Annotated in this window: 17 protein-coding genes and 2 pseudogenes; 6 read left to right on the top strand and 13 right to left on the bottom strand. The window is 72.0% G+C overall.

Features of this window, described 5'->3' with window-relative positions; all coding sequences use genetic code 11:
* Positions 1–107: 107 nt before the first annotated feature.
* Entirely contained in the window at positions 108–686 is a 579-nt protein-coding gene (locus ACQEVM_RS22745) for an XRE family transcriptional regulator (protein WP_433081891.1), read from the bottom strand.
* Between the two features lie 110 nt (positions 687–796).
* Between ACQEVM_RS22745 and ACQEVM_RS22750 the strand changes: the two genes are divergently transcribed.
* Positions 797–1,663, top strand: coding sequence for an EamA family transporter (locus ACQEVM_RS22750; RefSeq protein ID WP_433081893.1), 867 nt, complete (start codon positions 797–799; stop codon positions 1,661–1,663).
* Positions 1,664–1,670: 7 nt separating this feature from the next.
* Here the strand turns inward: ACQEVM_RS22750 and ACQEVM_RS22755 are convergent, their stop codons facing one another.
* The gene (locus ACQEVM_RS22755) at positions 1,671–2,435 is read right to left on the bottom strand and encodes an acyltransferase (RefSeq protein ID WP_433081895.1); all 765 of its coding nucleotides are present in this window, start codon (positions 2,433–2,435) and stop codon (positions 1,671–1,673) included.
* Between the two features lie 131 nt (positions 2,436–2,566).
* Between ACQEVM_RS22755 and ACQEVM_RS22760 the strand changes: the two genes are divergently transcribed.
* Positions 2,567–3,112 carry a gamma carbonic anhydrase family protein gene (locus tag ACQEVM_RS22760; RefSeq protein ID WP_053683228.1) on the top strand — a complete coding sequence of 182 codons (546 nt, stop codon included), beginning with the start codon at positions 2,567–2,569 and terminating at the stop codon, positions 3,110–3,112.
* 63 nt (positions 3,113–3,175) lie between these two features.
* Here the strand turns inward: ACQEVM_RS22760 and ACQEVM_RS22765 are convergent, their stop codons facing one another.
* The 3 genes from ACQEVM_RS22765 to ACQEVM_RS22775 all read right to left on the bottom strand — a co-directional run bounded on the left by ACQEVM_RS22765 (position 3,176) and on the right by ACQEVM_RS22775 (position 7,317).
* Positions 3,176–3,925: a DedA family protein gene (locus ACQEVM_RS22765; protein ID WP_433081898.1), complete on the bottom strand. Its 750-nt coding sequence runs from the start codon at positions 3,923–3,925 to the stop codon at positions 3,176–3,178.
* 57 nt (positions 3,926–3,982) lie between these two features.
* Positions 3,983–6,484 (bottom strand): glycoside hydrolase family 3 C-terminal domain-containing protein, encoded by a 2,502-nt coding sequence (locus tag ACQEVM_RS22770; protein ID WP_433081900.1) that lies wholly within the window; start codon positions 6,482–6,484, stop codon positions 3,983–3,985.
* Between the two features lie 380 nt (positions 6,485–6,864).
* Positions 6,865–7,317 (bottom strand): DUF4442 domain-containing protein, encoded by a 453-nt coding sequence (locus ACQEVM_RS22775; protein ID WP_199826666.1) that lies wholly within the window; start codon positions 7,315–7,317, stop codon positions 6,865–6,867.
* A gap of 96 nt (positions 7,318–7,413) precedes the next feature.
* Here ACQEVM_RS22775 and ACQEVM_RS22780 point away from each other — a divergent pair, with 96 nt between their 5' ends.
* On the top strand, positions 7,414–8,445 hold the full coding sequence (locus ACQEVM_RS22780; protein ID WP_433081902.1) for a hypothetical protein: 1,032 nt from the start codon (positions 7,414–7,416) through the stop codon (positions 8,443–8,445).
* A 70-nt stretch (positions 8,446–8,515) separates the two neighbouring features.
* Positions 8,516–9,820, top strand: coding sequence for an MFS transporter (locus ACQEVM_RS22785; RefSeq protein ID WP_433081904.1), 1,305 nt, complete (start codon positions 8,516–8,518; stop codon positions 9,818–9,820).
* Positions 9,821–9,861: 41 nt separating this feature from the next.
* Here ACQEVM_RS22785 and ACQEVM_RS22790 read toward each other — a convergent pair whose 3' ends face one another.
* From ACQEVM_RS22790 to tuf, 3 genes are all read right to left on the bottom strand, one after another.
* On the bottom strand, positions 9,862–10,653 hold the full coding sequence (locus ACQEVM_RS22790; RefSeq protein WP_433085320.1) for a spermidine synthase: 792 nt from the start codon (positions 10,651–10,653) through the stop codon (positions 9,862–9,864).
* 83 nt (positions 10,654–10,736) lie between these two features.
* On the bottom strand, positions 10,737–11,585 hold the full coding sequence (locus ACQEVM_RS22795) for a patatin-like phospholipase family protein (protein WP_433081906.1): 849 nt from the start codon (positions 11,583–11,585) through the stop codon (positions 10,737–10,739).
* Between the two features lie 111 nt (positions 11,586–11,696).
* Positions 11,697–12,875 (bottom strand): elongation factor Tu, encoded by a 1,179-nt coding sequence (tuf, locus tag ACQEVM_RS22800; protein WP_433081908.1) that lies wholly within the window; start codon positions 12,873–12,875, stop codon positions 11,697–11,699.
* Positions 12,876–13,489: 614 nt separating this feature from the next.
* On the opposite strand from tuf, the gene ACQEVM_RS22805 reads away from it, so the two are divergent.
* Together ACQEVM_RS22805 and ACQEVM_RS22810 are read left to right on the top strand one after the other, a co-directional pair.
* Positions 13,490–14,218, top strand: coding sequence for a TVP38/TMEM64 family protein (locus ACQEVM_RS22805; protein WP_433081910.1), 729 nt, complete (start codon positions 13,490–13,492; stop codon positions 14,216–14,218).
* 48 nt (positions 14,219–14,266) lie between these two features.
* Positions 14,267–15,145, top strand: a complete 879-nt coding sequence (locus ACQEVM_RS22810) for an undecaprenyl-diphosphate phosphatase (protein WP_433081912.1) — start codon at positions 14,267–14,269, stop codon at positions 15,143–15,145.
* A gap of 51 nt (positions 15,146–15,196) precedes the next feature.
* Here the strand turns inward: ACQEVM_RS22810 and ACQEVM_RS22815 are convergent.
* The 5 genes and pseudogenes from ACQEVM_RS22815 to ACQEVM_RS22835 form a co-directional block, all read right to left on the bottom strand.
* Positions 15,197–15,817: pseudogene (locus ACQEVM_RS22815) on the bottom strand (transposase family protein); the annotation flags it as partial.
* A 513-nt stretch (positions 15,818–16,330) separates the two neighbouring features.
* Positions 16,331–17,299, bottom strand: coding sequence for a hypothetical protein (locus ACQEVM_RS22820; RefSeq protein WP_433081914.1), 969 nt, complete (start codon positions 17,297–17,299; stop codon positions 16,331–16,333).
* Positions 17,296–19,851, bottom strand: coding sequence for a hypothetical protein (locus ACQEVM_RS22825; RefSeq protein WP_433081916.1), 2,556 nt, complete (start codon positions 19,849–19,851; stop codon positions 17,296–17,298). The genes ACQEVM_RS22820 and ACQEVM_RS22825 overlap by 4 nt, the downstream gene beginning before the upstream one ends.
* Entirely contained in the window at positions 19,848–20,288 is a 441-nt protein-coding gene (locus tag ACQEVM_RS22830) for a DUF6507 family protein (protein WP_433073434.1), read from the bottom strand. Before ACQEVM_RS22830 ends, ACQEVM_RS22825 begins: the two co-directional genes overlap by 4 nt.
* Positions 20,289–20,530: 242 nt before the next feature.
* Positions 20,531–21,947, bottom strand: a pseudogene (locus ACQEVM_RS22835) (DUF6177 family protein).
* Between the last annotated feature and the right edge of the window lie 48 nt (positions 21,948–21,995).

Raw genomic sequence — 21,995 nt, forward strand, 5'->3', positions numbered from 1 at the left:
CGGACGCGTTCACCGCACGTGGGGCGTCACCGCACGCGAGGCTTCACCGCACGCGAGGCTTGACCGCACGAACCCCGACCGCGCGAGCCTTCACCGCACCTGAGTCTTCACGGCCCGGTCACCGGCGGGATCGAGACGGCCATGGTCATCTCCATGGGCTCGGTCCCGTCGTTGCGGTAGGTGTGCGGAACGTTCCCCTCGAAGGAGACGGCCCCTCCCGCGGGCACCGCGTACACCTCCCCGTCGACGAGGAGGGTGAGGGTGCCCGCCGTGACGTGGAGCATCTCCAGGGTCCCCGCCGGGTGGGGGTCGGAGTCGGTGCCCTCGCCGGGTTCCAGGCGGTAGGTCCACACCTCCAGGGGTCCGCGCCGGTCGTCACCGAGCAGCATGGTGGCGCCGCTGCCGCCCTCGGTGGACCACATCCGCACCCCCTGGCCCGGCAGCACCACCTGCACCTGTGGGCTTCGGTCGCGGTCGAGCAGGGTCGTGATGCTGACGCCGAGCGCGTCGGCCAGTTTGACGGTGGTGCCGACGCTGGGGTTCGTCCGGGCCTGCTCGATCTGGATGATCATCCCGCGACTGACCCCGGCCCGGGCCGCGAGCGCCTCCAGGGTGAAGCCCCGCTCGCCGCGCCATCGCCTGAGGTTCCGCGCGAGGGCCTGGGTGAGCTCCTCTAGGTCCGACAACGTATCGCCCCCACACTCGTGGTCCAATATTCTGACTGACAGAGTCCAATGAAGTGAACTATGGTGCGGTGTACTTCATCGTTCACTGCACTGTACTGCGAGGTCCTGCCATGACCACCCTGTTCGCCTTGGCCACAGCCGCGCTGTGGGGCCTGGCCGATTTCGGCGGCGGGCTGCTCACCCGCCGGCTGCCGGCGCTCACGGTGGTCGTGGTCTCGCAAGTCGTCGCCGTCGTCGTGCTGGGCGCGGTGGTCCTCGGCACGGGCGCCTGGCACGAGGCCGGGCCCCAGCTGTGGTTCGCGGTCGGCGCCGGCCTGGTCGGCCCGCTGGCGATGCTCGCCTTCTACGAGGCGCTGGCGCTCGGGCCGATGGGCGTGGTGTCCCCGCTGGGTTCGCTCGGCGTGATCGTGCCGGTCGGGGCCGGGCTGGCGCTGGGTGAACGGCCGGGGCTCGGCCAGTTCGCCGGGATAGCCGTGGCCGTCGGGGGCATCGTCCTCGCCGGCGGTCCCGAGCTGCGGGGAGCCCCCGTACAGCGCCGGGCCGTCGTCCTCACCCTGGTGGCGGCCTTCGGGTTCGGCGCGGTGATGGCCCTGATCTCGCACGCCTCCACCACCCTGCCCGGCCTGTTCCTGGCCCTCTTCGTCCAGCGGGTGACGAACGTGGCCGCCGGCGGCGCGGCCCTGTGGGTCCGGACCCGGCGCGGCGCCCCCGCCCTTCCGGCGGACGGCGGGCGCGCGATCCTGTGGGCACTGCTGCCGGCGCTGGCCTTCGTCGGCCTCGCGGACGTCGCGGCGAACGGCACGTACTCCGTCGCCGCGCAGAACGGCCCGGTCACCGTGGCCGCCGTGCTCTCCTCGCTCTACCCGGTGATCACCGCGCTGGCCGCGTTCGTGATGCTCAAGGAGCGGCTGCGGACCGTACAGGCGGCGGGCGCCGGACTGGCCTTGGCGGGCACCGTCCTCCTGGCCGCCGGGTAGCGGCCCGCTACGCCGGGTCGCCCGCGGTCTGCGACGTGCGCTGCTCCGCCTCCGCCAGCTCGGCCAGTGCCCGCAACTGGCCGGGGGTGACCCCGTCCGCGATCGGCACCGGCGTCGGCGTGCGCAGCGGCGGCTGCCAGCCCGTCTCCGGCTCCCAGCGCCGCACGATCCGCGCCGGCGCCCCCGCGACCACCGCGTGGTCGGGCACCTCGCCGCGTACGACGGCCCCCGCGGCCACCACCACGTTGCGGCCCAGCCGGGCCCCGGGCAGGATCACCGCGCCCGTGCCGAGCCAGCAGCCCGGACCGATCTCCACCGGGGCGCTGCGCGGCCACTGCTTGCCCACGGGTTGGTGCGGGTCGTCGTAACTGTGGTTGGTGGAGGTGATGTAGACGCCGGGCCCGCAGAAGGTGTCGTCGCCGATGGTGATCCGGGTGTCGGCGATGACGTGGCTGCCCCGGCCGAGGACCACGCCGTTGCCGAGGACGAGCATCGGGTCCGGGCCGAGGTCGAGGTCGGGCATCATCCCTGCGGTCAGGGTGACCTGTTCGGCGATGATGCAGTGGTCTCCGAGCCTGATCCAGGGTTCCCCGAAGATCGTGCCCTGCGGGAAGGCGAGACGGGTGGCGGGCCCGATGGCGCCGAAGCGCAGCCGTCCGGGGGTCTCGGCGGTGACGGCGCCGGCACGCTGCATCCAGCGCCAGCCCGCGTGGACGGCGCGGTTGACCACCCGACGCCGCAGGGATGAGAACGTGTTCTGGTTCTTCGGCACCCGGTCACCGTAGCCTGCCGGCCGCCGGTAGCGCGCCGTGATCTTCACCCCATCCCCGGGCCCGCGCGGGAGGTGGCCTACCGTGCTGTCAGCGCGGCAGACCGCAGACCACGGAACAGAGGGAAGAGAACATGACGCAGCAGGCGGCCCAGGCACTCGTCGCGGGTGTGGGCGGACGGCAGCCGGTCATCGATCCCACCGCCTTCACGGCGCCCACCTCGGCGGTGATCGGCGACGTGACCCTCGCCGCCGGCGCGAGCGTCTGGTACTCGGCGGTGCTGCGCGCGGACTGCGGCCCGATCGCGCTCGGCGCCGACAGCAACGTGCAGGACAACTGCACGATCCACGTGGACCCCGGCTTCCCGGTCTCCATCGGCGCGCGCGTCTCCATCGGCCACAACGCGGTGGTGCACGGCTGCACCGTGGAGGACGACTGCCTCATCGGCATGGGCGCCACGGTGCTGAACGGCGCGGTGATCGGCGCCGGTTCGCTGGTGGCCGCGCAGGCGCTGGTCCCGCAGGGCATGGTGGTCCCGCCGGGCTCCCTGGTCGCGGGCGTGCCGGCGAAGGTGCGGCGCGAGCTCACCGAGGAGGAGCGCGAGGGGATCAAGGTCAACGCCCTGATGTACACGGAACTGGCCAAGCAGCACCGCGCCTCGGTGACCCCCGACGCCTGACGCGGTTCCGCCGGCCCGCCGCCCGCGCGGGCCGGCGGACGTGGGCCGGCGCGGGTCGGGGCGTCAGTCCGACGGCCTCGCCGCAGTCGAGGCCGAAGAGGTGGAGGAGGTCGAGGACGCCGGCGCCGCCGACGACTCGGCCGACTCGGAGGACCGGGCCGCGGGTGTCCGCCCGGCGGGAACGGCCGACTCCGTCGCCCGCATCTGCGCCGCCGCCTTCTTCATCCGGCCGCGCACCACCAGCGTCACCGTGAGCCCGATCAGCAGGGCTGCCGCCAGGGCCAGCCAGGAGAACCGCTTCAGCCACGGCTCGGCGACGATCCCGACGGAGTAGATGACGGCGGTGGTGCCGCCGGCCCAGAGGATGCCGCCCAGGATGTTCGCGACGAGGAAGCGCCAGTACGGCATGCGCAGCACGCCCGCCAGCGGTCCGGCGAAGATGCGCAGCAGCGCCACGAACCGGCCGAAGAAGACGGCCCACATGCCCCACTTGTCGAAGGAGCGTTCCGCCAGCGCCACGTGTTCCGGCCCGAAGTGCTTCGGGAAGCGCCGGCCGAGCTTCTCCAGCAGGGGCTTTCCACCACGCCGGCCGATGGCGTAGCCGATGGAGTCGCCCACGATGGCCCCGGTGATCGCGCAGAGCCCCAGCACCACCGGGTCGATCTCGCCGTGCTGCGAGGCCAACAGGGCCGAACTGACCAGGATGATCTCACCGGGCAGGGGGATGCCCAGGCTCTCCAGTCCGATGACCAGCCCCACCAGGAGATAGACGCTGACCGCCGGAATCGTCTCCAGCCATTCCTGGATGTGCACCGGTACGTCCTCCAGATCATCTTCGGCGCGCCCCCTGTGACACGCCGAACGGGCAGCCTATCGGCTCGCCACGACGGCCCTCGCCCTCAGTGGCAGTTCACGCGAGGAACGGCCCGCGAACACCTCGCGCGGGCCTGAACCCACCACCCAGGTGTGCTGGTCCGGATCCCAGGACGACAGCGTCCGGGCGTCGATGTCGACGGTGACCCGCTGCGCCTGTCCCGGGGCCAGGGTCAGCCGCCGGTACCCGGCCAACACGCGCACAGGCTGGTCCAGTCGCAGCGAGCCGGCCGGCCCGAGGTACACCTGCGCCACCTCCACGCCTTTGCGGGGTCCGGTGTTGCGGACCGTGAACTCCACGCGCAGCCCGCCGCGCTCCGCTCGCACGGCAAGCTTCTCGTACGCCCACGTCGTGTACGAGAGCCCGTGCCCGAAGGGGAACAGCGGCTCCACCTTCCGCTCGTCGTACCAGCGGTGGCCGACGTGCACGCCCTCGGTGTACTCCTGCCGGCCGCCGACGCCGGGGTAGCGCTGCGGGTCCCCGCCGACCGGGGTCGCCCGCTCCTCGACCGGGAAGGTCTGCGTCAGCCGGCCGCCCGGATCGACGTCCCCGAAGAGCAGGTCGGCGGTCGCGCCGGCTCCCTCCTGCCCCGGGTAGTACATCTGGAGGACCGCCCCGGTCCGCGCGAGCCAGGGCATGGTGGTGCTGGAGGAGGTGTTGAGGACCACGGTGGTCCGCGGGTTGACGGCGGTGACGGCCTCGATCAGCGCGGCCTGCCCGCCCGGCAGCGCGAGCGAGGTGCGGTCGCGTCCCTCGGTGGCGTCCTCGTACGCGAACAGGACCACGCTGTGGGCCTCTTCGGCGGCCTTGACGGCCTCGGCGACGTCGGCGGCCCGGCCGGCGCGGGTGATGTGCCGCAGCCGGAAGCGCAGCCCCTTGTCCCCGCCGTCCGCGGTGACCGCGAGGCGGTGGACGCCGGCCTTGAGGGGGCGCGTGTGGCGCCGGACGGTCAGCCCGTCGGGGGCCGCCCCGAGAAGGCCGCCCGCGAAGTACTCGGCGACGCCCTGGCGCACGGGGAACAGGTCCTCCCCGTCGAGGCGTACGACCGGCCGCTTCCCGGCGTAGTGGACGATCAGCGTCCACTCGTCGTCCGCGGCCAGGCTGAACGTCCCCTCGTGGCTCCAGCGGCGGCCGGCGTCCACGCTGCGGTCGTCCAGGTCGACGGGCGGCGTCAGCAGGGTCGGCGGGAGCGCCCGGCCGTACACGTCCTCGCCGAGCACGTGCCGGACGCTCGCCCCCTTCCCGGCGCGCCGCTTGATGGCGGTGAGCGGGGCCTCGGCCGCGTCGGGGACCACGTGGGCGCTGCCGCCACCGCCGACGAAGGGCACCTGCCCGGTCGGGCCGATCACGGCGATCGAGCGGGCCGACGCCCCGGTCAGCGGCAGGGTGCCGTGTTCGTTGCGCAGGAGCACCGCCCCGGCGGTGGCCACCTTGCGGGCGAACCGGGCCCCGGCGGACGCGTCGCGGGCGGGACGGGCGGCGGGATGTTCGGCGAGCAGCCCGAAGCGGTCCATGGTGGTCAGGATCCGGCGTACGGCGAGGTCCACGGTGTCCTGTGACACCGAGCCGCCGCTCACCGCCTCGCGCAGCGGGGCGCCGTAGTGGGTGCCACCGGGCATCTCCATGTCGAGGCCGGCGTTGACGGAGGCGACGGTGCCGTGGGTGGCGCCCCAGTCGGAGACCACCCAGCCGTCGAATCCCCAGCGGCCGCGCAGCAGTTCGTCCAGGAGCGCCTTGTTCTCGCAGGCGTAGGTCCCGTTGACCTTGTTGTACGCGCCCATCACCGCGCCGACGCCGGCGGCGACCGCGGCCTCGAAACCCCTCAGTTCGGTCTCGTGCAGGGTCTGTTCGGAGGCGACGACGTCGATGGTGTCGCGACCGCGTTCCTGGTTGTTGAGGGCGAAGTGCTTGACGGTGGCGATCATTCCCTCGTCCTGGATGCCCCGGACGAGTTCGGCGACCAGGTCGGCAGTGAGCCTGGGGTCCTCGGCGAAGGTCTCGAAGTTGCGTCCGGCGAAGGGGGTGCGGATCAGGTTGACCATCGGGGCGAGCAGCACGTCCTGACCCAGCGCGCGACCCTCGCGGCCGAGGACCCGGCCGTACTCCCGGGCGAGCGCCGGGTCGAAGGCGGAGGCCAGCAGCACGGGCGCGGGCAGGGCGGTGGCGCGTGCCGCGACGCGGACGCCGGCGGGTCCGTCGGCGAGCCGCAGGGCCGGGACCCCGAGCCGGGGTACGCCGGGCACGTGGCCGGCCTGGCCGAGCGGGGCGGGGTCCGGGGCCCCGTGCAGCAGGGCGGTCTTCTCGTCGAGGGTGAGCCGGCCCAGCAGGGCGTCGATCCGGGCCGTGCCGGCCGGCTGCCCGGCGGGGCCCGCCGCGGGGGACGCCTTGCGGGGCGTGGCCCGGGGCGGTACGGCGGCCACGCAGCCGGCGGTGGCGAGCGTGGCGCCCAGTGCGCCGAGCAGGCGCACCGCGGAACGTCTGGACACGGCCTCGCTCATGGCGCTCCCTGCGGCGTCGGCATCGGCGGGAGCGGCCCGCGCCGGACCGCTCCCGCGCCCACTGTGCGCCGGGGGGCCGTCGGGTTCGCCCGGACGCGCCACCGCGATGCCGAGGTTCAGCCCTGCGGCGGCGGTGGCAGGCCCTCGGGTTCCCGCCTCGTGTGGTGCCGGCCGTGGACCATCACCTCCACCACGAGTTCGGCGTCGAGGCCGATGTCGACCTCGGCCATGGGACTCCCCTCCGTCGCCGGACGGACTCCGGCGGCCGGCGACGGCCTTCCGGCCGCTTCCCGTGATGAGCCCCCGGGAAGAGCTTCCCGGGAACTCCCTGGGCTTCCCCCCGAAGGCCCAGGGAGACCCTCTTCCAGCAGCTCAGAGCACTACGCGTTGGGGCGCAGCGTCCAGACGACCGTCATCTCACCCGTCACGGCCTCGTCCTCGCGCTGGATGGCGATGGTGACGGGGAACTCGGGGCGACCGCCGGCGTCCAGCTCGGCGATGACCTCGGCGGCCGGGCGGCCGAGGGTGGCGGTGGCGGTGACGACGCCCTTGGCGAGCTTCTTGTAGCCGATCTCCGCCTTGACGGCGAGCGGTACGGCGCGCGAGAGCTGGTCGCTGAAGGCGGCCAGGACGATGGCGCCGCTCGCGGACTCGGCCAGCGTGAACATGGCGCCGGCGTGCGGGCCGCCCACGTGGTTGTGGTAGTCGGGCTGGTCCGGCAGGCGGACGACCGCGCGCTCCGGGGTGGTCTCCAGGAACTGGAGGTTGAGGGTGCGGGCCATCGGTACCGTCGCGGCGAGCAGTTCGCCCACGTTCATCTGTTCTGCGCTCATGGAACGCGATGTTACCCACGAGTAGATGCGGTTGGCCAGACCTCCCCCAGGGGCGGCCGTGGCTCCCGACACCCGCTCCCACTATCGTTACCGGCCATGTGGCCAGGACAGCAGCAGCCGCCCGGGGGAGAGAACAGCCCCCAGGACGCGCAACAGAACCCGTACCAGCAGCAGCCGGGAACGCCGAACCCGTACCAGCAGCAGCCGCCGCAGCAGGGGTTCGGCGAGCAGCAGCCGCCCGGCTACGGCTATCCCCAGCCGGGTTACCAGACCCCCCCTCCCGTACAGCCGTGGGGACAGCAGCCCCCGCAGGCACCCCAGGGCGGCGGAACCCGCTTCTCCACGAAGACCGTGGCCATCGTCGCGGCCGCGGCGGTCGTCGTGACGGCCGCCGTCACCGGCACCTTCGTGCTCACCCGGGACAAGAAGGGCGCCCAGGCGGACGACAAGCCCGTCGTCGCCGCCTCGTCCCCGGCCGCGAGCTCGACCGCACCGGCCGCCCCCACCGGGAACCCGCGCGCCGGTGGTGAACTGAAGCCGGTGATCCCCGGCTGGAAGGTGGTCGTCAACCCGAAGCACGGCACCGCCTTCGACGTCCCGCCGGACTGGGAGGTGCTGACCTCCGGCATGTCGATCGGCTTCGAGGACGAGGCCAAGGGCGACGGCTCGCCGATCCTCATGATGTCCGCGCCGGCGTACCTCAAGCAGGACTGGTGCAAGGTCGACTCCGACAAGAACGGCAGCGAGGAGACCACGGCGCTCGGCGGCACCGGCACCAAGGGCGGCCAGGGAGCCAAGGACACCGCCGAGGCGGCGCGCACCGAGGCCGGCAACTGGGCCTTCGCCGGATACGCGCAGAAGGGGCCCAAGGGCACCACCAAGGTCACGGAGCCCAAGGAGTACACCACCTCCTCCGGCCTCAAGGGGCACATGGCGACCGCCTCGGTGACCGGCCTGCCGAAGGAGAACAAGTGCTCCTCGGACGGCAAGAGCATCGCCTTCAGCTTCAAGAACGCCAAGAACGACTTCGCGACCTGGGTCCTCTACAGCGCGGCCGGAGTTCCCGGCGAGGTCAGCCAGGAGACGTACGAGAAGATCCTCAGCTCCGTCCGCCTCAACACGAGCTGATCTTTGCATCCCCTCCCCCGGGGCCGGAATTCCGTTTGGAATCCCGGCCCCGGACAGGGATAGTCCGTGGGTGAGCACTCCCCCCGCCGATCCCGCCCCGCTGTCCGCGCGCCGCCGCCCCGAATGGGCGGGCCGCAACTACAGCCTCCTGACGGCCTCGGCGGTCGTCACGAACCTCGGCAGCCACGGAGCGCTCATCGCGGCCTCCTTCGCGGTCATACAGACCGGCGGATCCCCCGGTGACGTCGGTCTCGTCGCGGCGGCGCGCACCCTGCCGCTCGTCCTGTTCCTGCTCATCGGCGGAGCCATCGCCGACCGGCTGCCCCGCCACCGGGTGATGGTCGGGGCGAACGCCCTGAACTGCGTGTCCCAGGCCGCGTTCGCCGCGATCGTCCTCACCGGGCACCCGCAGTTGTGGCAGATGATGCTGTTCACCGCGCTCTGCGGCACGGGTACCGCGTTCTTCAATCCGGCCGCCGAGGGCATGCTGCTCTCCACCGTGTCCGGCCCGCACGCCAACCGCGCCTTCGCGCTCTTCCGGATGGCCGTGAACGGCGCCGGCATCGGCGGCGCGGCCCTCGGCGGCGCCCTGATCGCCGCCATGGGCCCGGGCTGGGTGCTCGCCGTCGACGCGGCCGCCTTCGCCGTCGCCGGCGCCCTGCGCGCCTTCCTCGACGTAGGCCACATCCCCGACCGGGTCCCCGGCGGCGGACTGCTGTCCGACCTGCGCGAGGGCTGGGTGGAGTTCAAGACCCGCCCATGGCTGTGGAGCATCGTGCTCCAGTTCTCCGTGGTCGTCGCCGTCGTCGGTGCCGCCGAGGCCGTGTACGGGCCGTTGGTCGCGCGGGATCGACTCGGCGGGGCGGCCCCCTGGGGCCTCGCCCTGGCCTTCTTCGGCGTGGGCACCATCGCCGGAGCCTTCCTCATGATGGCGTGGAAACCCCGACGGTTGCTGCTGGTCGGCACCCTGTGCGTGTTCCCGCTGGCCCTGCCCTCCGCCGGACTGGCGGTCCCGCTTCCCGTGTGGGCCCTGTGCCTCGTGATGCTCGTGAGCGGCCTGGCGATCGAGGTGTTCGGCGTCAGCTGGATGACGACCATGCACCAGGAGATCCCGGAGGAGAAGTTCTCCCGGGTGTCCGCCTACGACTGGTTCGGCTCGGTGTCGATGCTGCCGCTCGCCACCGCCCTGGCCGGCCCCGTCGAATCGGCCGTCGGCCGCACCTCGGCCCTGTGGGGGTGCGCGGCGCTCGTGATCCTGGTCACCGGACTGGTCCTGCTCGTCCCGGACGTCCGCCGGATGACCCGCAAGTCCGCGAAGGAAGCCCCCGACCTCCACACGGCGCCCGCTCCGGCCGCCGCCGTCCTGCACGGCTGAGATCGGCCGCAGGCGGGTCCCGGCCCCCGCCCGGGGTCTCCTCAGTCGACGCTGAACGCGCCCGTCGGCGGCTCCGGCGAGTCCACCGCCTGCGCGTCCCCCACCGGCAACGCCCCCCTCGTGAACCGGGCCAACGCCTCCCCGTCCTCCACCCGAGCCGCGAACGCGTCGGCCGCGCAGCGCCGGGCCAGCGCAGCCACCGGGATCTCCCGGTCCGACGCCACGAGCACCGCGTTCCCGAAGCGCCGCCCCCGCAGTACGCCCGGCTCCGCGATCAGCGCCAGTTCCCCGAACACCGCCCCGAAGTTCGCCAGCTGCGCCCGCAAGAACCCGAACGGGGCCCCGTCGGCCAGGTTCGCCGCGTACAGCCCGCCGGGCCTCAGCACCCGGGCCGCCTCCCGCGCGTACTCCACCGAGGTCAGCTGCGCCGGTACCCGAGAGCCGCCGAACACGTCCGCGACCAGGACGTCCGCGCTCGCGGTGGGGGCGCCGCCCAACCAGGCCCGGGCATCGGCCGCGTGCACCGTGACCCCGGCGCCCTCCGCCAGCGGCAGGTGCCGCGCCACCATGTCCACCAGCTCCGCGTCGAACTCCACCACCTGCTGTCGGGACCCCGGCCGGGTCGCGGCGGCGTAGCGCGGCAGAGTCAGCGCGCCCCCGCCCAGGTGCAGCAGGTCGAGCGGGGCGCCGGGCTCGGCCGCGCAGTCGAGTACGTGGGCGAGCCGGCGCACGTACTCGAACTCCAGGTGCTCCGGCGCGTCCAGGTCCACGTACGACTGCGGTGCCCCGTTGACGGTCAGCAGCCAGGCCCGTTCCCGGTCCACGTCCGGCATCAGCTTGGCGGTGCCCTGACCCACGTCCCGGATCACCGGGATCTGTTCGTCGTCCACCCCACCATTGTCGGGCCGCCGCGCCGTCAGGTCGCCCAGACGGCGGTCGCCTCGGCCACGTGATCGGCCGCCTGTGCCAGCCCCGCCCGCGCCGCCGGGTCCCGCCGGGCGGGGTCCAGGACATTGCGCCCGAAGGCCTTGCGTGCCGACGGGGACGGGGTGATCAGCAGCACCCGGGCCCCGGCCGCCCGCAGTCGGGCCGCCTGTGTGGCGGGCGAGGGGATCATGCCGGTGCCCAGGCTCATGGGCGCGAGGATCACCACCCGCGCGTATCCCGCCGCCAGGTCGGCGTTGGTGGCGGAGCGGACACCGCCGTCCATGAACCGTCGCCCGCCCACGGTCACCGGCGGCCACACCCCGGGCACGGCGCAGCTCGCCGAGACCGCGTCCAGCAGCCCGGCCCCGCCCGTGCGGTCGAACGCGCCGAGTTCCCCGGTCAGGGTGTCCACGGCGGTGACGACGAACCTCCGCTCGGGCCACTCCTGCGAGACCAGCCGGGCCTTGAGGACCTCGCGGCGCTCCGTCTCCGATGCCGTCCCGGCGGCGGCCAGGGCGTAGGCGCCGACGCGCCGACGGTAGCCGGCGGCGTCCCGCGAGCGGGCCATCGCGACGGCGTACCGCGCGACGAGCCCCGCGCCGAGCCGCGCCACCGCCTCGCCCGAGGCGTCGCCCAGCTGGCGCTCGTACAGCTCCCGGGGGGTCAGCAGCCCGGAGGTGAGCTGCGCACCCACCACCGAGCCGGCCGAGGTGCCGACGACGAGTTCGGCGTTGCCCAGGTCGATGCCCGCACGGGCGAGCCCGTACAGGATCCCGCTCTCCCAGCCGATTCCGGTGAGCCCCCCGCCGCCCAGCACCAGTGCCGTTTCGCCGCTCATCGCCGCCCGCCCCTCGGTCGTGTCCCGTGATGACGGCAGTCTGGCCGAAGCCGACCGCCGCCACCACGGCGGGCCCCGATCCGGCCGACACCGACGGTCGGCCCGGACCCACTAGAGGACGGCGGTCACCGTCCCGGCGCCGACCGTGCGCCCGCCCTCACGGATCGCGAAGCCGAGGCCGGCCTCCAGCGGCACGTCCCGCCCCAGCTCCACGGTCATGGTGACCGTCTCCCCGGGTCGGACGACGGCCGCCTCGCCCAGGTCCACGTCCCCGACCACGTCGGCGGTGCGGATGTAGAACTGCGGCCGGTACCCGGACGTGATCGCCGTCGTACGACCGCCCTCCCGCGCGGAGAGCACGTACACCCGCGCGGTGAAGCGGCGGCTCGGCTCCACGCTCCCGGGCTCCGCGACCACGTGACCGCGTCGGACCCCGTCGCGCGGCACGCCGCGCAGCAGAAGCGCGACGTTGTCCCCGGCCTCGGCGGACTCCATCGGCCGGCCGAAGGTCTCCAGCCCGGTGACCACCGTCTCGACCGGCTCGCCGTCCCCGCCGAGCACGCGCACGCGCTCGCCGAGCCGGATCGAGCCCCGCTCGACGGCTCCGGTCACCACGGTCCCGCGCCCGGTGATGGTCAGCACGTTCTCCACGGGCAGCAGGAACGGCGCGTCCTTGTAGCGCACCGGCATCGGCACGTACGTGTCCACGGCGTCCAGCAGCGCCTCGATCGCCCCGGTCCAGCGCGGGTCCCCCTCCAGCGCTCCGAGCCCGGAGACCCGGACGACCGGGGCGGTGTCGCCGCCGTAGCCGTGCGCGGTGAGCAGCTCGCGGACCTCCAGCTCCACCAGGTCGGTGAGCTCCGGGTCCCCGGCGTCGGCCTTGTTGAGGGCCACCACGATGTGGTTCACGCCGACTTGCCGGGCCAGCAGTACGTGCTCGGCCGTCTGTGGCATGACGCCGTCGAGCGCGGACACGACGAGGATCGCCCCGTCGAGCTGGGCCGCGCCCGTGACCATGTTCTTGACGTAGTCGGCGTGACCCGGCATGTCGACGTGGGCGTAGTGCCGGGTGTCGGTCTCGTACTCGACGTGCGTGAGGTTGATGGTGATGCCGCGCCGGGCCTCCTCGGGGGCCCGGTCGATGCGGTCGAAGGGGACGAAGGAGGCGCCGCCGCGCTCGGCGAGAACCTTGGTGATGGCGGCGGTGAGGGTCGTCTTCCCGTGGTCGACGTGTCCCATGGTGCCGATGTTGAGGTGCGGCTTGGTGCGCACGAAGGCCGTCTTGGCCATGATGTCTTCCCGCGTGTTCCGAAGCTGGAGCGGGACCCCTGGAGCGAACCGACCCTCCCCCTGTGGGGTCCGCCGGACGATCCGGGAAGGGTCAGCTTCGTGCGCCGTCGAATGCGACGAGGGCGAGATCCTCCACGAGGAAGGCAGCCTTCGGCGCGTCCGCGACTGCGGACGGCGCTGCGAGGAAGGCGTGCCTGGACATGTCGGCGATCCTGCCGTGCGATCGGGCCGGCGTCGACCCAATTTCGGCGCGGCCGGGGGTTCTTGCCGGCTCGGCCGCTTCACCGACCGCCCGGGGCGCTCACGGTCCGCGAGGGCCCGGCGGCCCGGCGGCGGGAAGGGCCGGCGGGTCCCGGCCGGCCGCGCAGTGTCCTTCGTCACTGCCCGGGCCGGTGCGCGGCGTCGTCCGCGCGGATCCGCGCGGACGGGCTCGTCGCCCTCGGCGCGGGCGCGTCGCACGACCGACCTGCTCGGCGTCCACGACGCGCCCTCCGCCGGGCGACGCGAGCCGCGTCCGCGGGCGGGCGCGAGGCACGTTCGGAGGCCGCCGGTCGTTCGACCGCATGAGGTCCGGATTACGGCGCGACGCCGCATGTGTCGGTTAGTCTCCCGGGATGTCCCTCCTCCTCGCGCCGTGGACCCGGCTGTCCGTGCTCGTCCTGCTGCTCGTGGCGGCGGGCGTGTGCGTGCTGCTGTACGAGCCCCAGCGCCTCCTCTCGGAGGGGTGGGCGCCGGCGCTCCCGGTGGGTGTGGCGGTGTCGCTGTTCGCGGCGGTGTACGGGCTGTGCACGGCGGCGTTCGTGCCGCGCCCGCTGCTGAACCTCGCCGCGGGGGCGGTCTTCGGAACCGCGTTCGGGCTGGTGGCGGCGGTGGGTGGCACGGTGCTCGGGGCCGGCGTCGCCTTCGGTCTGGGGCGGGTGATGGGGCAGGGGGCTTTGCGTCCGCTGTTGCGCGGGCGCTGGTTGCAGGCGGCCGACGGACAGTTGAGCCGGCACGGGTTCCGTTCCATGCTGGCGATCCGGATCTTCCCCGGGGTGCCCTTCGCCGCGGCCAACTACTGCGCCGCGGTCTCCCGTTGCGGCTGGCTGCCGTTCCTGGCGGCGACGGCGCTCGGCACGGTCCCGAACACCGCCGCGTACGTGATCGCGGGAGCCAGCGCCTCGTCCCCGGGTTCGCCCGCGTTCCTCGCGTCGTTCGGCTTCATCGCGGTCTCCGGGGTCGTCGCGGCGGCCGTCGCCTGGCGCAAGCGGCACCGTCTGGCACCCCCCGTCGCACACGGCCCGGCGTACGAGCCGGCGCCCCACCACCCCCCTGTGGTCAGCGGCGCCCCCCACGGGCCCTAGCATCGGACCCGAACTGCCCGACGATCACAAGGACGAGCGCACCCCGACATGAGCTGGTTCGAATCCCTAATCCTCGGTCTCGTCCAGGGGCTTACGGAGTTCCTCCCGATCTCCTCCAGTGCCCACCTCAGGCTGACTGCGGCTTTCGCCGGCTGGCACGACCCGGGGGCGGCCTTCACCGCCATCACCCAGATCGGCACCGAGGCCGCCGTCCTGATCTACTTCCGCAAGGACATCGCGCGGATCATCTCCACGTGGTTCCGTTCGCTCTACACCAAGGCCCTCCGCTCCGAGCAGGACGCGAAGATGGGCTGGTTGGTGATCGTCGGATCGATCCCGATCGGTGTCCTCGGCCTCGTCTTCAAGGACGCGATCGTGGGCCCGGCCCGCGACCTGCGACTGACTGCCACCACCCTGATCGTGATGGGCATCGTGCTCGGCTATGCCGACTGGCTGGCCTCGCGCGACGAGCAGGGCGGGAAGCACCGTGTGGTCAAGGAGCGCAAGACGCTCCAGGAGCTGGGCGTCAAGGACGGTCTGATCTTCGGTGTCTGCCAGGCGATGGCCCTGATCCCCGGCGTCTCGCGTTCCGGCGCGACGATCTCCGGCGGTCTGCTCCTGGGCTTCACGCGCGAGGCGGCGGCCCGCTACTCCTTCCTCCTCGCCATCCCGGCCGTGCTGGCCTCCGGGGCGTTCGAGATCAAGGACGTGGTCGAGACCCCGGGGCACATCTCCTGGGGACCGACGATCTTCGCGACGGTCATCGCCTTCTTCGTGGGATACGTCGTGATCGCCTGGTTCATGAAGTTCATCTCCACCAAGAGCTTCATGCCGTTCGTGATCTACCGGATCGCCCTGGGCATCCTGTTGTTCGCGCTGATCGGCACGGATGTGCTGAGCCCGCACGCCGGCGAGTCCGGGTCCTGATCCCGGGCCACGCATGGAGCACCATCTAGCATTTCCTGGCGCCTGGACGCATCACCAGGCCATGATCGCCTCCCACTCGTCTCCCACCCAGGAGATCGGGAGGCGATCAGCCACGGCCTTGACAATGTCGGTGATCCGGTTGGTGCTGCGGCGGAGCTTCCGCGGGAGGCGCCAGCCCTTCAGGACGGCCTTGGCCTGCTCGCCGACGCACCGGATCTTGGCGTGGCTGCTGTTGTGACGTGGCTTCCACCGCTTCAGCCGGCGGCCCCGGAAGGGGACTCGGATGTGCCGACCGGCGCCTTGGTAGGCCTTGTCCGCCCAGCATTTCAGTCCCGCGGCAGCGATCGCGTTTGACGATCCCGTGGCTTCGGGCGGCCGTCAGGTCACGGGTGGAGCCTGGCAGAGCGGCCGAGGTCCAGAGCAGTCGGCCGAGCGGATCGGTGAGGACCCGCACATTCATGCCGTGGCGTTTGTGCTTCCCCGAGTAGTACGGCGTGTCGACGGCGATCCGGCCGGTCGGCAGCAGGGGGCGACCAGGATCGCGAACGCCTTCGTCCGGGCCGTCTCCATCGCCTCGTCCAGAGACGGTGCGAGGACGCACAGGACTTCGATCGCCTCACGTATGTACCGGTAGACGGTCGCTATACCGATCCCGAACCCCGCGGCGAGCTGGGGAACCACGGGGAGGGACGGACGGATCTCGGGCACCAGCGGAAGCATGCCGTGGGCACGGGCTTCTCATTGATCAGAACAGGGTCGTGGCCGATCTCCCGGTGAGCGTCGGCCGCGCGAGCAGGTCCTGCTCCTCTGGACCACTACGCGTAGGAAACCGCGGTACCGCGCCCGGCCGGGCAAGGGTGGAGGAGCCGGGTACCGCCGAGCTCCTCACCCCCGGGCACGACCGGCGACACCTCCCCCAGACGATCTCCAGGACAGACATGCGCCGGGTGAGGCGATTGACCGTGGAGACGACGGACAGCCGGCCCACCGACGCGGCGCGGACGTCCTCACCCTCCGGGTCGCCGGTATTCACTGGGGCCAGCCCCACGGGGAACGGACCGCGACGTCCAGGACGTCGCGGACCATCTCCCGGGTGGGCCCGGGAAGTCCGGCGAGGGTCTTGGCGGCCCGCGGGGACAGACACACCCCTTTGATGGTCCACAGCGGTGTGGGGGACGGAAACGGTCAGACGTCTTCCGCCCGTGCACGCAGCTCCGCCAGGCCCACGGGCCCCTCGGTGTCGCTCAGTGATCGTCCCGTCAGCTCCGTGAGTGCCTGGCACGGTGACAGTCCCCGATCGGAGGCGGAGCGCAGGCGGTCCAACCACGTGAGCGCGGTCCGGTACCTCTCGTCGTCGTCGAGATCGAGGGGCTCGAAGCTCGCCGCGGGCTCTGTCTCAGAGGCCCAGAGATATCCGAGCACCCCGCGGTCGTCGGTCACCGACACGTACCGGACCTCGCCCGGCACCGAGCGTCGGTATCCGATGTGCCCGAAGCCGGGCGCATGGGTGAAGACGTCGTACCGCCGGGCGACTTCGTACCGGGACCAGGAGTCGGACGGAGTTCCGTCCTGGTCGACATGGGGAACGACGCCCGTCTCCGTCGGCGTGCCGAAGTAGGTGGGGTCCTCGGGGTCCATGTCGGATCCCAGCACATCGGTGAGCTCCGCGAGCGCGGACTCCAAACGAGGCGCGTTCGCCTCGTGGACGGCGGACTGGGCACGGCCTCGGAGGTCGTACGGCATCCAGGCATCGGAGTATGTGACCAGATCCACTGTGGCGAAGCTGGGGTCCACGAAGGCGGTCAGGTCGAACACTCCTTCCGTCCGGATCTGCTCCGCACCGGTGGACAGCGAGCCGGCCACGGTACACCGGGCATCCACCGATCCGATGCGACCAGGGCGCATGGCAGACCTGATCGCGCCGGCCAGTTCCTCGGCGGATCCGGTAGCGGTGAGTTCGCTCTGGAACAGCATGCCGGCCGGTGTGCCGGCCTCGGCGATGGCGAGACGGAAGGTCGGCTCGCCGAGCGCGAGCTGGTGCGAGGCCAGCACGGATCGAGCCGCGATCAGGTCTCCGAGGCACCGGACCAGCGGGTCCACATCCTCGATGAAGTCGCCCCACGTCCATCGGGCGACTGGCGTACTGGCGATCACGGTGCCACCTCCGGCATGAACTTACCGTCCCGGGGGACGAATATGACTCCGTCCGGCGTGCGGATGACGAACTGCACACCCTTGGTGTCGTACTTCTCCTGAAGACGTGCGAGCTGCGTCTCCATCTCGCCCCTCGGGATCTTGGAGTCGATCACGAAGGTCTGCACGTCCGCGTTCGAGTCCAGGAGCTGATGGATGCTCTTGAAGATGCGCTGGACCGACTTCCCCGCGATGGGCGACGACTCCGGTCCTGTCATGTCCTTGAACTGCCAGCCGTGAACCCTGCCGGCCGCGTCCGTGGCCATCACATCGAGATCGGTCTTCTCGCCCGTGAAGACACCGGGCCTGATCTCGTTCCCGCCCTGCTTGACCTCGAAGGAGACATCGGTGACACCACTGTCATGCAGTCGGTTACCCAGACGCATCGCCTCGAGGCTGCCCGGGATCTCAGAGGGCCGGACGAGGTTGGACACCACGGTCTTGAAGCCGTCGGCATCCGTGAAGCGGCCCGAGGCGATGGTGTCGGCCATCTCCCTGCCGAAGGGGGACTCCGACAGGGTCTTCAGGACCGGTTCGATGTCCGGATGCTTGACCTTGACGGCGCGTATCTGGTCCCGAACCTGCTGTTCCAGTTCGCTGCCCCGCTGGAGCGGGCCGGTTCCGTTCGCGGGCCGCTCCCAGGCGGCAGGACCGTTCGGTCCATCAGGACCAGCAAGCCCACCGGTTCCCGGACCGTCGCCGAGGCCGCCGCCCGGAAGGGTGTCACCATGGCCACCGCCCGTGGGCGGAGGCTCGTGGTTGCCGCCGCCCGGGCCGTCCGTGTGGCCCGCCGTGGACGGGGGCTCCGGGTGCCCTCCCGTCCCCGGGGAGTGGTGGTCCGCGCTGTTGCGCGGCATGCCGTCCGGGGCGTGGCCGCCCGGGGTGGTGTGGTCGCCCGCGCGGCCCGTGGGGGTGTTGTCGAGGCCGTGGGGGCCGCCGTGGGCGCCGTTGTCCACCGCGTGGACCGGTTCGGAGATGTCGCTGCCGAGGCGGATGACGTCGTCGCCGCCTCGGGCGCCGACTCCCGCGAGGACCGGGGTCTCCTGGCGGACCGGGACCTCCGTACGGGGGGTGTTCGCGCCCGTGTCGATCTTCGGGGACGGCTCCGGCCTGGCCTCGCCGGCCTTCTGGTAGAGGCTGCCGTCCTCCTTGTAGAGGTTGCCCGCCTCGTCGGCGTACTTCGCGGGGCCGTCGAAGGGCCACTTCACGGTGCCCGGGGGCAGGGAGGTGGTGCCTTCGGGGAGTCTGATGGTGTCGTCGGAGACCTTGATGGCCCCCTCGGGTATCGGGGTATCCTTGGGCAGCTGAATCGTTCCGTCAGGCAGTTCCAGAGAGCCCTCGGGCAGGCTGAACGCACCCTCGTCGATCTTGGGAAGCTCGATCTTGCCCATGCCCTTGAGACCGGCCATGACGTCGCCGATCTTCGAGATGCCGGCACCGGCACCCTTGAACACGTACGTCATCGGATCGATCGCGCGACCGGCCTTGCCGGCCAACGAGATCGCCTTCGCCGCGAGGCCCGCCTTGCCCGCACCCGCCGCCGCACCGCCGGCGCCGCCGGTGAACACCGTCGTCAACACGTTGAAGGTGACCGCGCCCGCCGCCCGCGAGGGGTTCGAACCCCACTGGTCCCACGCCAGAAGCGCCTTGCCCGTTTCCTTCATCGCCGTGCGCGAGTCACGGATCCACGGCGGCAGGTCCTTGTCGTCCGCCAGCCAGAACACCGTCGAGACGCCCGGGACCGAGGCGATCACCAGACCCGTCGCGAGTTTCCCGAGCCCCGTCCACGCCTGCCCCGCCGCGTCCCAGCCGTCGAAGCCGACGAGCGTGCCCAGACCCTTGATCGTGCCCCACACGCCGTCGACGATCAGGCCCTTGCCGAAGTCGTAGGCGTGCTCCCACACCTGCCACGCCGGGACCGACTCCTCCACCGCGTCGCCCCACGGGAGCGTCTTGGCATGCTTGAGGGCCTCGGCGTCATAGCCGTACATGCCCTCGCCGTTGGAGCCGTCGTTGACCTTCAGCGGCGTTCCGCACACCAACGCCACGATCTTGTCGTGCGCGTGCCGCTCCGCCGCCTGGAACTGGGTCCACACCTCGGCGATCTTGTTGCGGCGTTCGAGGTTCTCGTCGATGAGATCCCCGTCCTCGATCCAGTCCTCGTCCTGGGAGACCTTGGACTTGAACGACGCCGCCTCGGTCTTCAGTTCCTCCATCCTCTTCACCAGAGGACGGATCTCCTGCGCGTAGGTGCCCAGCGCTCCCGCGATGGTGCACATGTCGCCGCTGAACGACATCGTGATGTCGACGACCGGCTTCGTCACCGCGAACAACTGCTCGGCCTCGGGCGCCTGGTAGTACGCCGACATCCCGCCGAAGGTGGTGTGGACCGACGAGCCGGCATTGGCCAGGGCGCCGCCGTCCGCCGACAGGGCCTTGACCTTCTCGTCCAACACCGACAACTGACCCGTGAAGACGGGAACGTTGGCCGGATCGACCGGTGCGTTGCTCACTTGTGCCCTCCCGCGGCTTCCTTGAGCTGGTCGAGGCGCACGTTCTTCGCCGCGTCCTGGGCCTCCTTGGCCGCTTCCAGGTCGCCGTGGACGTACTCGTTCGTCGCCTTGGCCGCGCCCAGGACCGCGGCCTGAATGCGGTCGACCATGGACTTGAGGTCCGTCTGCCGCTTCTCCAGGTACTGGCTGAGCGCGGCACCCACCGGACCCGTGCTGCCGCGGTGCGACAGCGGCACCTGCCCCGTCGCCACCGGCCCCTGCATGGTGGGCGAGGGCAGCGTGGCCGCCGATCCCGGAATCGCCGTGCCGGCCGCGTACGCCGCCTCCGACATGTCCGACATCAGCTTGTTCAGCGCCTTCTCCAGATCACCCGCCCGCTCACCGGTGAGCTTGAGCTGGCTCTGCACACCCTGCGGCTTGATGTCCCACGACGTCATGGCTCCCCCGAAGCTCCGACATGCCCACCCCTTACGAGGCGCACTTCCAACCCATTTCTCAGCTCGGCGCCCGTCCGCCGCGGGGCCGGCACCAGACCCGCGGGGCACTGCACCCCCACAACGACGTCGCGCTCCCCCGACACTCAAACGATCGCAAGTATGATCGTTTCTATCAATCTACATAGCTAATGCAACCAGCAACCGACCAGTTGTGACACAAGCCTGACAAACCCGCAGGTCCGTCACTCACCCTGCAGGTGGCGCACCAACCGCTCGAAATCGCTCCACCCCGAAAGATCCGAAGGATCCCCCGGGAACGGGTAGTACAGCGCCGGGCGGGCCTTCGGTCCCAGCATGACCGGCTGCACTGACAGCGGCGTACGCCGTGCGCGGTCACCCGGCATCGCCCGAACCTCCTCGGAGCCCAGGACGAACGCCAACGGCACATCGGGACCCTCAAAACGGGCCGGTACCGCCAGATCGCGGCGCGCTTTGCGGAGCTGCACGGGCATGGAGCACAAGTGGTGGCGGGTGGCGAGCGACTCCGCCAGCCGCGGCAGCACATCCAACGGCACTTCCTCGTGCGCCCCGTAGCCGAACGCCGGCGTGACGTCCGCCTCCAGCCCCGCCTTCGTACGGGTCACCCGAACCCCGGCGAGTCCCGGCCGCGACGGGGCTCCCACGACTGCGAACCAGGTCGACTCGGGGGACCGCGCGTGGGCGACCTCGGTCAGTCTTTCGGGGGACCAGGGCAGATTGGCCGGTTCGGCGGTGGACCAGCCGGCCGGCGCTCCGCCGGTGAGCTCGCGCCAGACCGCCTCCAGGGCGCCCCCGAGCACCAGCCGATCGTCGGCAGGGTGGATCGTCCGGAACGAGATGGCGAGTTGGCGCTCGCCCGTGTCATCGAACTCCTGGAACGAGGCCGCCACCGGGGTGCGCAGATCGCCCTCGGCCCCGTCCGGCTGCACGACCGGCGCGAACATGCCTTCTTGCCGGCGCAGCACCGCGCCCGTAGGGCCGTCGTAGTACCCGTCCCGCGCGTCCCGGACGACCCAGCGCGATGGCGCCGGGCAGGGCGTCACGCACGGTCGGGGTGAGAGTGCTGCCCGCCGGACTGACGATCTGGAGCCCGCGCCCCGAGGCGGCGGCAGCCCGGAAGGCATCCGAGAGCCAGGCCGTCATCGCGACGACCGACCGGTCCGTGATCACCACGGCAACCATGTCAGTCAGGACGTTCACGGCGGGTTGCGCGGCGGGTTGCGCGGGAGCCACGCCCACGCCTTCGGACGGGACCACCGCCACGGAGAGCGCGGATTCCGGCGGCCACGCCGTGCCGCCGATCAGCGCAGCAACCCGGGCCGCAAAGGTACCTGCCAGCCGTTCCGCCTCCGCGACGCCGGTGGTGGCGCGGGCCTCGGTCCACCAGAACGGCACCGGCGGCTCCACGGCCCCGAACAACCGGGCTGCTTCGCCCGGGACTTGTGTGAACATCGGCGCCTCGACTGCCACCAGCGGCCGGCCCTGGGCATCTCAGAGCTGCCCGACGGCGCCCTCACCGGTGGTGTCCACGAGCTTGTCGGGGCCGCCGCAAAGGGGCCCGGCCAGCACGCTCCAGGCGTCCGGCATCCGCGGGGAGAGGGCTATGACGTCCGTCGTCATGTGGTCGTACGGCCCTTGGGTCTGGCGGTTTCGGCACTCGGTCTCGTA

The sequence above is a fragment of the Streptomyces sp. CA-243310 genome, from assembly GCF_050936775.1.
Taxonomy (GTDB): domain Bacteria; phylum Actinomycetota; class Actinomycetes; order Streptomycetales; family Streptomycetaceae; genus Streptomyces.

Excerpts from the sequence above, each read along its gene's own strand:
- tuf (WP_433081908.1), bottom strand. The coding sequence starts at position 12,875 with ATGGCCAAGACGGCCTTCGTGCGCACCAAGCCGCACCTCAACATCGGC.
- ACQEVM_RS22775 (WP_199826666.1), bottom strand. The coding sequence starts at position 7,317 with ATGAGCGCAGAACAGATGAACGTGGGCGAACTGCTCGCCGCGACGGTA.
- ACQEVM_RS22805 (WP_433081910.1), top strand. The coding sequence starts at position 13,490 with ATGTCCCTCCTCCTCGCGCCGTGGACCCGGCTGTCCGTGCTCGTCCTG.
- ACQEVM_RS22750 (WP_433081893.1), top strand. The coding sequence starts at position 797 with ATGACCACCCTGTTCGCCTTGGCCACAGCCGCGCTGTGGGGCCTGGCC.
- ACQEVM_RS22760 (WP_053683228.1), top strand. The coding sequence starts at position 2,567 with ATGACGCAGCAGGCGGCCCAGGCACTCGTCGCGGGTGTGGGCGGACGG.
- ACQEVM_RS22795 (WP_433081906.1), bottom strand. The coding sequence starts at position 11,585 with ATGAGCGGCGAAACGGCACTGGTGCTGGGCGGCGGGGGGCTCACCGGA.
- ACQEVM_RS22780 (WP_433081902.1), top strand. The coding sequence starts at position 7,414 with ATGTGGCCAGGACAGCAGCAGCCGCCCGGGGGAGAGAACAGCCCCCAG.
- ACQEVM_RS22790 (WP_433085320.1), bottom strand. The coding sequence starts at position 10,653 with ATGCCGGACGTGGACCGGGAACGGGCCTGGCTGCTGACCGTCAACGGG.
- ACQEVM_RS22810 (WP_433081912.1), top strand. The coding sequence starts at position 14,267 with ATGAGCTGGTTCGAATCCCTAATCCTCGGTCTCGTCCAGGGGCTTACG.
- ACQEVM_RS22770 (WP_433081900.1), bottom strand. The coding sequence starts at position 6,484 with ATGAGCGAGGCCGTGTCCAGACGTTCCGCGGTGCGCCTGCTCGGCGCA.
- ACQEVM_RS22830 (WP_433073434.1), bottom strand. The coding sequence starts at position 20,288 with ATGACGTCGTGGGACATCAAGCCGCAGGGTGTGCAGAGCCAGCTCAAG.